We start from the raw sequence: 12,059 nt of genomic DNA, 5'->3' as shown, positions 1-12,059 counted from the left end.
TGCTCCTGTCTATACGCCACCGTATAGACAGGGAGCTGCCATGAGTGATCTGCGCCTTCCCTCGACCGACCACACGTCCCGGCCCTGGCGGATCCACGAGATCGCCGGCGACTTCCGGCTCGAGGACCTGTGGATGCTGCCGACGCCGGGCGGCCCGGACGACCTGCGCCATCTGGTCCGGCAGATGGCGGACGGCAAGGACGGCCCGGACGGCGGCAACCCCGTGGGCCGCTTCCTTTTCGCGGTGCGCTGGAAGCTGGGCGCGCTGCTCGGCTGGGACAAGCCGGACTCGGGCGTCGGCGGCCGGGTGGCGACGTTGCGCGACCGGCTGCCGGACGACCTGCGCGAGGGGCCGAGGGGACCCGACCTGGGCTCGGCGCCCTTCACGTCGGTCTTCCAGACACACGACGAGTGGGCCGCCGAGTACGCCAACAAGACCATGCACGGGGTGATGCACATCGGCTGGGTCCCCGACGGGAACGGCGGCTACCGCGGCCAGATGGCCGTCCTGGTGAAGCCCAACGGCCGCCTCGGCTCCCTGTACATGCTCGCCATCAAACCCTTCCGGTACCTCGGCGTGTACCCGGCCCTGATGCGCTCGATCGGCCGGGAGTGGCGGGAGAACACGGCGCGCCGGACGGCACACTGACGCGCGCTCACGCGCGGTTCACGTGCGTGGCCGCGTCCTCGTACGCCATCGGGCCGCCCTCGGCCCCCGCCGCCGCCTCCGCCCCGGTCACTCCGTGGCCCGGGTGGCCTCCAGCGTCACCCTCGGCAGCCGTCGGGCGAGCGGGGCCGGGAGCCACCAGGCGTGGCGGCCCAGGAGGTGCATGACCGCCGGGACGACGAGGCAGCGGATCAGCGCGGCGTCCAGGAGGATCGCGGTCGCGAGGCCCAGGCCGAACTGCTGGAGCATGCGGCTCGGGCTGAGGACGAAGGCCGCGAAGACGACGATCATGATGGCCGCGGCGGCGGTGATGACCCGGCCGGTGGAGGCCAGGCCCTCGCGGACGGCGAGGGCGGGATCGCGGGTGCGTTCCCACTCCTCGTGGATGCGGGAGACCAGGAAGACCTCGTAGTCCATGGAGAGCCCGAAGACGATCGCGAAGATCATGACCGGGATGAAGGCCTCCACCGGGCCGGGCTGCACCCCGAACCAGCCGTGCTGGAAGACCAGCGTGATCACGCCGAGCGCCGCCGCGATGGAGAGGAGGTTGAGGATCGCCGCCTTGACCGGGATCCAGAGCGAGCGGAAGACGACGAGGAGCAGGAGCGAGGACAGGCCCACGACGATCGTCACGAAGAGCGGGATCCGGGACGACACCGAGTCGGCGAAGTCCTGCGCCGCGGCCGTCGGGCCGCCGATCAGGTACGTGGCGCCGGTGCGGTCGGCCAGGCCGGGCAGCACCTCGTCGCGGAGGGTGTGGACCAGGTCGGCGGTGGGCTCGGCCTGCGGCGCGGTGGTGGGGAAGGCGATGACCGTCGAGACCGCGCCGTCGGGCGACGGGAGCGGCGGGGTCGCCGCCGCGATGCCCGGAGTGCCGGTGAGCGTCGTGCGCAGCGCCGTCGCCGCCGCCTGGTCGCCCTGGGCCACCGCGACCAACGGGCCGTTGAAGCCGGGGCCGAAGCCCTCGGCGAGCAGGTCGTAGGCCTGGCGGCTGGTGGACGTCGCCGGGTCGTTGCCCGCGTCGGCGAAACCCAGGCGCATCCCGGCGGCCGGCGCCGACAGGGCCAGCAGCGCCACGCCGGCCGCCAGCAGCGCGGGGAGCGGGCGGCGCTGTACGGCGGTGGCGAGGCGGCGCCAGCCTCGGCCCTCCTCCGCGCCCTTGGCCTCGGCCTTCGCCGCGCGCTTCAGGACCTGCCGCTGGATGCGGGCGCCGAACTGGGCGAGGAGGGCCGGCAGCAGGGTCAGCGAGGCGGCCATCGTGACCAGCACGGTCAGCGCGACGGCCAGTGCCACGCCCTGGAGGGCGCCGAGGCCCAGGGCGACCAGGCCCAGCAGGGCGATGATGACCGTGCAGCCGGCGAAGAAGACCGTACGGCCCGCGGCGTCCAGGGCGGTGCGGGCGGCCGTGTCGCGGTCCGTGCCCCGGAGGAGTTCGTGCCGGTAGCGGTAGAAGATCAGGAGTGCGTAGTCGACGCCCACGCCGAGGCCGACGAGCATCATGATCGGCGGGGTGAAGTCGGCGACGGTGAAGACGTGCGAGGCGAGCGCGATCAACCCGACCGCGCCGCCGACCGCGAACAGGGCCGTGAGCAGGGGCAGTGCCGCGGCAACGAGCGATCCGAAGAGCAGTACGAGGATCACCAGCGCGGCGAGCATGCCCGCGCCCTCGGCGGATCCGCCGCCCCCCTCCTCGGCGCCGCGCACCGCCTCTCCGCCCAGCTCGACCGTCAGACCGTCGCCGGCCGCCGTCCGCGCCGTGTCGGCGATCCGGGTGACGTCCTCCTTGGGGACCTCCTCGGCCTTGGCGTCCAGGACGACGGTCGCGTAACCGATCGTGCCGTCCTCGGAGACGGCGGACGCGTCGGCGTACGGACTGCGGACCTCGGCGACGGACGGCAGGTCGCGCACCCGGTCGAGGGTCCGCTCCACGGTGGCGCGGTCGCCGGACAGCCCGGCGGTGTCCTTCAGGACGATCTGCACGCTGTCGCCCGCCTGCGCGGACCCGTGCCGTTCCAGCAGGTCGGCGGCGGACTGGGAGTCGGTGCCGGGGAGGCTGAAGTCGTTGCGGTAGGCGCTGCCGGCGGCCTGCGAGCCGACGGTGATGACGGCGACCACGGCCAGCCAGAGCAGCAGGGCGCCCCAGCGGTGCCGTCCGGACCAGGAGGCGAGGCGGCCGAAGACGCCGGTGCGGGCGTGAACGCCGGGGCCGGTGACGGGTGGCGGAGGGAGGCGGTGTGGATGCATGTTCCGAAGCGTCCGGCCCCGGCATGCCCGCGGGCGTCGGCCCCGGGTGGGCATCCGCCGTACCCCGTGGGTTGCGGGGGGCCCGACGCGGTACGCCCGCTGGGTTGCGGGACGGCCTGCCGCCGTACGCCCGCCGGGTTGCGGGAGGCCCTCCCGCCGTACGTCCGCCGCGTTATCGGGCGGGCAGCTTCCGGCTCACTCCGTCAGCCAGCCCGGGCTGACCATTCCCGACTCGTAGGCCAGTACGACCAGTTGGGAGCGGTCGCGGACGTCCAGCTTGGTCATGATGCGGCTGACGTGGGTCTTGGCGGTGGCGGGGCTGAGGACGAGGCGGGCGGCGATCTCGTCGTTGGTGAGGCCGGCCGCGACCAGGGTCATGACCTCGCGCTCGCGGTCGGTGAGGGCGTTCAGCCGCGGGCCGGGTTCGGGGGCGCGGACCCGGCCCGCGAACTCGGCGATCAGGCGGCGCGTGACGGAGGGGCTGATCAGGGCGTCGCCGCGGGCCGCGACCCGGACGGCGTGCACCAGTTCCTCCGGCTCGGTGTCCTTGACCAGGAAGCCGGTGGCGCCCGCGCGCAGGGCGCCGTAGACGTAGTCGTCGAGGTCGAAGGTGGTGAGGATGACCACGCGTACGTCGTTCAGGCGCGGGTCGGCGGCGATGTCCCGGGCCGCCTGGAGGCCGTCGACGCCCGGCATGCGGATGTCCAGCAGGACGACGTCGGGGCGCAGGGCGCGGCAGGCGGCCAGGGCCTCGGCGCCGTCACCCGCCTCGCCCACGACCTCCAGGTCGTCCTCGTCCTCCAGGATCGACCGGAATCCGGCGCGCACCAGACGCTGGTCGTCCGCCAGCACGATTCTGATCATGGTCGGGGAGGTTCTCCGCTCGGTCGCGTCGGTTGCGTCGGTCGTGTCGGTTGCGTCTGTTGTGTCGGTTGCGTCGGTCGTGTCCGTCGCGTCGACACCTCGGGGCACGGCAGCGTCGCCCGGACCGTGAAGCCGCCGTCCGGAGCCGGGCCGGTGGTCAGCCGGCCGCCCAGGGCCCGGGCCCGTTCGCGCATCCCGGCGATGCCGCTGCCGGACCCGGCGCCCACGGGGGCGGGCCCGCGGCCGTTGTCGGTGACCTCGACCGTGACGTGCCGCGGCCCCTGCTCGGTGCGGACGTCGACCGCGGTGGCGTGGGCGTGGCGGGTGACGTTGGTCAGCGACTCCTGGACGATGCGGTACGCGGCCAGGTCCACCTCGGCGGGCAGCGGTCGCCGGTCGCCGCCGGTGCTCACCCGGACGTCGAGGCCGGCCACCCGGGCGGCCGCCACCAGTTCGCCGAGCCGGTCGAGGCCGGCCGCGGGCGCGGTGGGCGCCGACTCGTCGGCCTGCCGCAGCACGCCCAGGGTCGCCCTCAGCTCGCGCAGTGCCTCCCGGCTGGCGTCCTTGACGGCGCCGAGTGCCTCCTCCGCCCGTTTCGGGCCGCCCTCGGGGTCCTTGCGCAGACGGCGCAGGGCGGCGGCGGACTGGACGTTGATGAGCGAGATGTGGTGGCCGACGACGTCGTGCAACTCCCGGGCGATGCGCAGCCGTTCCTCGCTCGCCGCCCGCTGCTCCGCCTCCCGGGCCAGGGCCAGCCGGTTGTCGCGCACCCAGCCGAGGGCGACCACGCCGACCAGCCAGCCGGTCATCATGAACAGGGCTACGCCGTTGACGTCGTGGTTGCCGAGCAGCGTGCCCGTGCCGGTGAGCAGCAGGCCGAGGGCGGCCAGGAGGATCGCCGCGCGGAGCCGGCCCTCGGCGGCGACCGTGTAGAGGGCGACGACGAAGGCGACCATGAGCGGGCCGTCGTAGGCGCTGACCAGGTAGTACGCGATGGTGGCCGCCAGCACGAACGACGCCGTCGCCACCGGGTGGCGCCGGCAGACGTACAGGGCGGCGCAGGCGGCGACGAGCAGGGCCCAGCCGAGCGCGGTGGCTTCCCAGGACTCCTCCCGCTCACCGATCAGCGAGCGCAGGCTGCCCACCGCCACCAGGACCAGCACGGCCCCGGCCAGCGCGGCGTCCGCCGCACGTCCGCGCGGCAGCCGCGGCCGGGAGCGGGGCGGGAGGGCGCGGAGAACCATGCCGCCAGCGTAGGCAGGCCACCCGCGCCGTGCCGTCCCCCACGCGGCGGAACCGCCCGGCGCCCACCCGCAACTCCGGGCGTAGCCGGGCGCCGGGCGCCACAACCCCCGGGGTACGGCAGGCGCCGGCCACCGGGACCGGCCCGCCCCGCAGGCGCAAGCCGACGCCCCGCGCCGCAACCCCCGGGGTACGGCAAGTGCCCGCCACCGGCCGACGACCCCGCGTGAGGTGGCCGCCGACGCTGGGGGCATGAGTACCGAACCCGCCCCCGGCCTCCCTCTCTCCGTACGCCTGCGCCGGCTGGACCGGCGCATGGTGGCGCTGCTGACCGCCGTCGCGCTCGTCCGGCCGCTGCTCTCGGTCACGGGGCTGACCGACGCCCTCGGCAGGCCGCTCACGCCGCTGCTGCTCACCGCGGGCATCAGCCTGGCCTGGATTCTGGCCGTCGGGCTCAGCCGGGTGCGCGAGCCGTTGCTGACGCCGGTGGCCGCCGGGGTGGCGTACGCGCTGGCCGCCGTGGTCCTCAGCGGGGTCCTGTCCCCCGTCCTCACGGGCGAGTTGCGGGGACCTCTCGCGCGACCGCAGGCCATCCTGCCGATGTTCCTCGTCAACGGAGTGTGGGGCGCGGTCTGCGGCGTCTGCGCGCTGGGGGTGCGCCGGATGCGGGGCGTGGACGGTCGGGGCGGCCGGTCCTAGGCCGGCCCGCGCGAACCGTACGCGGGCGGAAGGCGGCGTGACCGGCGAAGTCCACGGCTGCCCGGAAACGATCCCGAGTTTCCGCCAACTCCGCCTTACGGGCCGGTTCCAGCGGCCGGCGGGCCTGGTCACCCGGTGGCCGGTGCTGACCTGGAGGATCACGCCTGGACACGGCTGGTGAGGGAGCTGTCGCACACGGTCGCCGAAGGGGTGGGCGGGGTGGGTGACGAGCCCTGGCGGAGCTCCTGCCAGGCCGATCCGCCGCTACCGGACAGTAGCGCGGATGTGGCGCAATTCACTCTCTCCAGATAATCACTCTGTCACCATCAACGCCATCCAAGAACCAGGCGTCCGGACTGCGGCGGGGGGCGTAGCCATGGGACTGCTCGGCGACGAACTCGCGTTCGCGCAGGCGCTGACCGTCCAGGAACACGAGGGCGTGATGGCTCTCGGAAACCGGAAGCGCTACCCGGCCGACACCCACCTTCTGACCGAGGGCGAACGGTCGAGTCACGTCCTGATAATCCTTCACGGATGGGTGACCGTTTCCCTCGCCACGGACCGGGGCGCCACCCGGCTGATACTCGGCCTGCGCGGCCCCGGTGAGCTGCTCGGCGAGATGGCCGCCCTGGACCGCCGCCCCCGCAGCGCCACCGTGCGCGCGCTGGGACCGACCGAGGCCCAGGTGATAGGCGGGGACGCGTTCCGCCGCTTCCTCGCGCTGCACCCCCGCGTCAGCGGCCTGGTGATACGTCAGCTCACCTTCCGGCTGCGCAGCGCCGACCAGGAGCGTTCCGCCCTCGCCTCGCTCACCGTGCTGCAGCGCCTGGCCCATCGCCTCATCGAACTGTCGAAGCCCGACAGCTCCGGCCCCTACTCCCCCTCCTCGTGGGGCTCTTCCTCCTCACCGGCACCCGCCGCCGCCCGGTCCGTCGTCCATCTGGCGCAGGACGAGCTGGCCGCGACCGTGGGAGCGACCCGGGAAGCCGTCGCCAAGGCACTTCGGCTGCTGCGGACCCAGAACATCGTGCGGACCGGCAACCGGATGGTGGAGATCCTCGACCCCACGCTGCTCGCCCTCCTCGCGGACGGCCATCAGGAGTAGATCCACGCTCCGCCGTGTGTAAACGGCTACAGACGGCTCTCGTCCCGGGCCCGAAGCTGAGGGGACGGCAAGCAGACGGACCGGCAGGCAGCAGGGGGCACGGGTGAACGACGACGCCATGGATCTCACCGAGGCGCGCTACGAGTTGGTGATCAGCGTCGACGCCAGACGTTCCGGGGAGTACGACGACGCCGACAAGCCGCGGATGCGCGCACGGATCTACCGCGTCCTGGAAACGGCGTTCACCCACGCCAAGGTGGCGCGGGACGCCGTGCACATGGAGGACCGCGGCGACGGGGTGCTGCTGGCGGTGGCCGGCCGGATCGCGGTGACCCGGATGCTCGGCCTGTGGCTGGTCGAGGTGCACGAGAAACTGCGGGACGAGAACCGTGCCCTGCGGGTGCCCCTGGGCCTGCGGATCGGTATGCACGTCGGACCGGTCCGGCACGACGCCCGGGGCATCAGCGGACGGGCGGTCGACCTCGCCTGCCGGCTGGCCGACTCCCCCGTCGCCCGGCGGCTGCTGGACGCCGAGAAGGCGGACCTGGTGCTGGTGACCTCGAACACCCTGTACGAGGACGTGGTCAGCGGCGGCGGCAAGTTCATCGAGGCCGCACGCTATTCGCCGGCCCGTCTGGAGCTGAAGGAGGGCGAGGCCACCGCCTGGTTCCAGCTTCCGGGGCGGCCCGCTCCGGAGATCCCGGCCGATCCTCGGTCGCCCGGCGGTGGTCCGTCGACCACAGGTGGTGCGCCCTCGGCCGCTGAGGCGCCTGACACGCCTGATACGCCCGTCGATGCGGACGGCGACCAATACGGCGACGAAGACGACGACGCCGGTTTCCCGGGGACCCGCTACACCGTGCACGGCGACATGTCGCAGCACCACGACAACGTCTACCAGCAGCCCGTCCACATCGGGCGGATCACCGACGGCGCCCGTTCCCGGAAGGAGCGGGGCGAGTGAGCGACGACCAGCGGGCGGGCGTCGGCGCCGGTCAGGACAGGCCCCAGAAGGCCGACGACGCCCGCGCACCCGGGGCCGGGGAGAAGGCACGGAGCACGGACCGGGACAAGGACCGGGACCGGAGCCGGGACAAGGACCGGGACGAGGCGCCCCGCGCGGACGACGGCAAGGCCGACGGCGCGGATGGGGCCGAAAAGGGAGCCGGCGGTGACTCCGCCGAACAGGAGCGGGAGGAGCGGGAGGAGCAGGAGCGGGAACGGGAGCGCGCCGCCGGGCGGTTCAAGGAGCACACCCGTGACCCGCTCGCCGAGGAGCAGGGCGAGGACGCGCCCACCGACCTCGCCTCCGCCGCACGGGCACGCCGCGCCACCCGCATGCTGTTCGACGCGGGCCGGGACCTGCACAGCTTCGACCGCTCGTACTTCGCCAGCGCCCACATCGGCGACATCCACCTGCGGATGGACGCCCGCCGGTCCGGTTCGGCGCTGCGCGGCGGGCCCGTGCCCGAAGAGGAACTGCGCAGGCTCCGCCGGGTCCACGTGGAACCGGAGGGGTACGTGCGGCTGCGCGAGGCGCTCACCGCCCGCCGGTTACTGGTGCTGGGGGCCGCACCGGGCACCGGACGCACCAGCACCGCCCTCTCGCTCCTCGACGAGGTCACCGGCCCGGCGACGAACGGCACGGCGACGAACGGCACGGAGTCGCGGTCCGCGACCGGGGCCACGGCCCGGATACGGCGGGTCGACCCGGCCGGCGGCACCCGGCGGCTGGCCGACTGCCTGGGCGACGGGGACGAGGAGGCGGGGCACTTCTCCGGGTACCTGTTCGAGCTGTCCCTCACCCGGCCCGGCACGCCGGTGCCCGACGAGATGGACCTCGACGAACTCGCCGCCGCCCTGGCCCGCCGCGACGCCTTCGCGGTCGTCGTCGTCCCCGTCGGCTCGGCGGCCGATCCGATGCTGGCCGGACGGTACGGCGCCCTCTGCCCGCCCGCCCCCACCGGGGAGTTGCTCGTCACCCGGCTGCGGGAGCTGCTGGAGGAGCAGGGGACCGCGACCGGGTCCGACGTCGGCCGCGTCGCCGGCCTGCTGGCCGAGGCGGAGGCCCTCTGGACCCGGCCGGAGGTCAGGAACGCCGTCGGACTGGACGACCTGCGCCCCGCCGAGGCCGAGGTGCTCGCCTCCCTGCTGGCCGGGCACGTACTGGGGGACCTCACCCGCGAACAGTTGCTGTCCGACTGCCGCAGCCTCGCCGCCCGCCAGGCCCAGGAGTGGTTCGCCGGTGTGGACCGGGCCCTGGCGGCACCGGCCGGGGACGGGCCCGACGGTGAACGGCCGGGCGCGGCGAACCTGTTCCACCCGGTGGCGTTCCGGATCGCGCTCGCCGTCCTGGGCGGGGCCTCGCACAGCGCCGTGGCCGCCGCCACCCACCTGCTGACCTGGGAACTGTCCGTGCAGTCCGACCCGGACCGCACCCCCGCCCGGCCGCTGTTCTGCGACGACCCCCGCTCCGACCTGGCGCTCTCCCGGGCCGAACTGAAGGACGGCCGGGTCGAGGTGGCCGGGGCCGAGGTGGCGTCGCGGCTGATCTGGTACCGGGGTCCTGCCCTGCCCGCCGCGGTGCTCAGCGAGCTGTGGGACCGGCACTTCGCCGTCCGGGCGCCGGTGGTGCGCTGGCTGCGGCTGCTGGCCGACGACCCGCGCTCCCAGGTGTGGATGCGGACCGCGGTCGCCGCGGGAGAGCTGTGCGTACGGGACTTCGACCACGGCTACGCGGAGCTGATCCGTCCGCTCGCCGACGCGGCCACGCCCCGGCGCCGGGTCTTCGCGGCCACCGCCCTCGACCAGGCGGCCGGACACGACTCGCACCGCCGCATCGTGCACAAGGTGGTCGGCGACTGGAGCCGGTACGGCACCGCGCCGCTGCGCTGGACGGCCGCGATGGCGCTGGGCTACGGCAACTCCGCGGCCACGACCGGCGACACGCTGGACGCCCTGGCCCGGATCGCGGTCCGCGACGAGGGCGACCAGTTGGCGGTCGCCTCCTTCAACGTCGTACGGCTGCTGGCGCTCCCGGACGCGCCGGCCGTCCTGCGGCGAGTGGCCGACTGGACCCACCACAAGCGCGAGATCCACCAGGACCTGGGGCTGGTGACCACCGTCCGGCTCGCGCTCACGACGGTGGACGAGGTGCTGGTCGACGACGCCGGCTCCCCGTTGGGCGACCGCGGTGACTGGCCGCTGCCGCTCGCCCTGGCCGCGGCCCGCCCCGAACTCGTACGCCCCATGGCCGACCTGCTGTGGACCGCGCTGAACACGCCGCGCTCCAAGGAGGTGGCGACGGACGCGCTGGAGACGCTGCTGCGTTCGGCCGTGCGCGGTGACGGGGAGGAGTGGGCCCGGCCCGGGCTGGCGGCGCTGCTGCCCGCGCTGACCACCGAGGAACACGACCGGCGGCGGCTGGACTGGCTGCTGCGCCGAATGATGAACGATCCGGAGGATCCGCTCCCCGACGCGCAGGCGCGCTCCCTGTGGTGGCTCGCCGTCGCGTCGCGGGACCGGACACGCGAGGAGGCACGGCATGGCTGAGGACGTGGACGGGGCTCAGGCCCGGGAGGCGGGCGCCGCTCCCGCGGGCCCCTTCCTGCGGGAGTACGCGCCGACCGGCGGGCATCCGCGGGTGAGCGCCCAGCGTGCCTCGGTGCTGTTCTACCGCAACGGCGGGTACAGCGTGGTCACCGTCTCCGGCACCCGGCACGTCGACAAGCGGACGCTGGCCCGGCCGTACAACATCTGCGAGATCGCGCTCGGGACCTACCAGACGCGGCTCCAGATGGACCTCCCGGCCGCCGGCGGCACCACCTTCTTCAAGGCCGAGGTGGACATCCACTGGGCCGTGACCGACCCCCACCTGGCCGCCGTCGAGGTCGTGACCGACGTCGGCCGACGGCTCACCGCCCCGGTGCTGGAGCGGCTGCGCGAGGTCACCTCGACCTTCCGGGTGACCGAGGCCGAGCAGGCCGACCGGGCCCTCACCCGGGAGTGCGCGGGCGGCCGCTGGGACAGCCTGGGCGGCGAACTCGGGCTGCGGGTACGGCTGTACGTCCGGCTGCGGGTGGATGACCGGACCATCGAGCACATGGACGAGATCCGCGACGCGCGCGCCTCGGCCGAGCTGACGGGGGTACGTCAGGACGCGTTCCGCGCCATGCTGCGCGGCGGTGACCTGGAGCAGCTCAGCTACATGCTGGCGGCCGAACCCGAGCGGGCCAAGGACTTCCTGGAGCAGATCCGCCAGGAGGGCCGCCAGGACGAGAAGGAGCGCGTGGACCGGCTCTTCGCGATGGTCGACAGCGGCCAGATCCAGTCCAACGACGTGGAGACGCAGGCCCTGAACCTCCTCAACCAGGGCCGGGGCCGGCCCGTCCAGGGGCCCATCGGCTCGGTGCCCGCCCGCCGGGAGGCCGCACGGCTGGAGCCGGCCCGCGCCGAGCCGTTCACGCCGGACTGGGTGGCGGAGGAGCCGCCGTACCGGAACGGGTCCGGTGCGGGGTCCGGTATGGGGGAGGACGCCGAGGACGCCCCGCCGCGTTCCCGCAGACGCTCGCGGGACGACGGCTGGGACTGGGCGCAGGAGGACCGGTGACCGCCGCGGGCGGGGAACCGGCCACCGGGACCACCGAGGAAGGGGGGCGTGCCTCCCCCGGCCCGGCCGGGCGTGTGCCGCACGGGGGTCGGCACTGCCCGGACCGGGCGGGGGAGCGCATCGCGGAGCTGCTGCTGAACACGGTCCGCGAGGACCTGGGCCGCGCCGACTCCAAGGCGGCCGTGCTGCTGTCGGGGACGCTGGCGCTGCCCGCGTTCCTGCTCGGCTGGCACGGCGCGCCCGGCTGGCGGGGGCTCGTCGACGTGCCGCTGCTGCTCGCCGGGCTGCTCTGGGCGGTCGCGGTGACCGCGCTGGTCGGGGCGCTCATGCCGCGCACCGGCACGGTCCGCGGCGAGGACGGGGTGACGTACTTCGGGGATCTGGTGGCCTCCCGCGATCTCGCGTGGCTGTCCGCCCGGATCACCGAGGCCGGGCGGGATCCCGCCGGGTGGCTGCTCGTCCAGGCCGTGGACGTCAGCTCGATCCTGACCGCCAAGTACCGCGCCATCCGCTGGGGGATGGCCGCCCTCGCCACCTCCGCGGCGCTGGCCATGGTCTGGGGCCTGACCGCGCGCTGACGGCGCGGCCGGGGCCCGCACACGAAACAGAGCCGACGGCGCGGCCGGGGG

At 74.5% G+C, this 12,059-nt stretch carries 10 protein-coding genes; 7 read left to right on the top strand and 3 right to left on the bottom strand.

Annotation, left to right across the window (positions count from 1 at the left end):
- Positions 1–40 precede the first annotated feature (40 nt).
- Entirely contained in the window at positions 41–649 is a 609-nt protein-coding gene (locus RI578_RS21180) for a DUF2867 domain-containing protein (RefSeq protein WP_310872527.1), read from the top strand.
- An 87-nt stretch (positions 650–736) separates the two neighbouring features.
- On the opposite strand, the gene RI578_RS21175 is transcribed toward RI578_RS21180, so the two are convergent.
- The 3 genes from RI578_RS21175 to RI578_RS21165 form a co-directional block, all read right to left on the bottom strand.
- Positions 737–2,911, bottom strand: coding sequence for an MMPL family transporter (locus tag RI578_RS21175; protein WP_310872526.1), 2,175 nt, complete (start codon positions 2,909–2,911; stop codon positions 737–739).
- Positions 2,912–3,106: 195 nt separating this feature from the next.
- Complete coding sequence (locus RI578_RS21170; protein WP_310872525.1) at positions 3,107–3,775, bottom strand: response regulator transcription factor; 669 nt, start codon at positions 3,773–3,775, stop codon at positions 3,107–3,109.
- Complete coding sequence (locus RI578_RS21165) at positions 3,772–5,019, bottom strand: sensor histidine kinase (protein WP_310872524.1); 1,248 nt, start codon at positions 5,017–5,019, stop codon at positions 3,772–3,774. Before RI578_RS21165 ends, RI578_RS21170 begins: the two co-directional genes overlap by 4 nt.
- Positions 5,020–5,269: 250 nt before the next feature.
- Here RI578_RS21165 and RI578_RS21160 point away from each other — a divergent pair, with 250 nt between their 5' ends.
- From RI578_RS21160 to RI578_RS21135, 6 genes are all read left to right on the top strand, one after another.
- Positions 5,270–5,716 (top strand): hypothetical protein, encoded by a 447-nt coding sequence (locus tag RI578_RS21160; RefSeq protein WP_310872523.1) that lies wholly within the window; start codon positions 5,270–5,272, stop codon positions 5,714–5,716.
- A 376-nt stretch (positions 5,717–6,092) separates the two neighbouring features.
- A complete protein-coding gene (locus RI578_RS21155) occupies positions 6,093–6,821 on the top strand; it encodes a Crp/Fnr family transcriptional regulator (protein WP_310872522.1) in 729 nt (242 codons plus the stop codon).
- A 103-nt stretch (positions 6,822–6,924) separates the two neighbouring features.
- A complete protein-coding gene (locus RI578_RS21150; RefSeq protein WP_310872521.1) occupies positions 6,925–7,785 on the top strand; it encodes a hypothetical protein in 861 nt (286 codons plus the stop codon).
- Positions 7,782–10,373 carry a hypothetical protein gene (locus RI578_RS21145; protein WP_310872520.1) on the top strand — a complete coding sequence of 864 codons (2,592 nt, stop codon included), beginning with the start codon at positions 7,782–7,784 and terminating at the stop codon, positions 10,371–10,373. Before RI578_RS21150 ends, RI578_RS21145 begins: the two co-directional genes overlap by 4 nt.
- Entirely contained in the window at positions 10,366–11,430 is a 1,065-nt protein-coding gene (locus tag RI578_RS21140) for a hypothetical protein (protein ID WP_310872519.1), read from the top strand. Before RI578_RS21145 ends, RI578_RS21140 begins: the two co-directional genes overlap by 8 nt.
- Positions 11,427–12,008 carry a Pycsar system effector family protein gene (locus tag RI578_RS21135; RefSeq protein ID WP_399060909.1) on the top strand — a complete coding sequence of 194 codons (582 nt, stop codon included), beginning with the start codon at positions 11,427–11,429 and terminating at the stop codon, positions 12,006–12,008. Before RI578_RS21140 ends, RI578_RS21135 begins: the two co-directional genes overlap by 4 nt.
- Positions 12,009–12,059: the final 51 nt, after the last annotated feature.

Source organism: Streptomyces sp. BB1-1-1 (assembly GCF_031597775.1).
In the GTDB taxonomy this organism is placed as follows: Bacteria; Actinomycetota; Actinomycetes; order Streptomycetales; family Streptomycetaceae; genus Streptomyces; species Streptomyces thinghirensis.
This window is presented reverse-complemented; position numbering and strand designations above follow the sequence as displayed.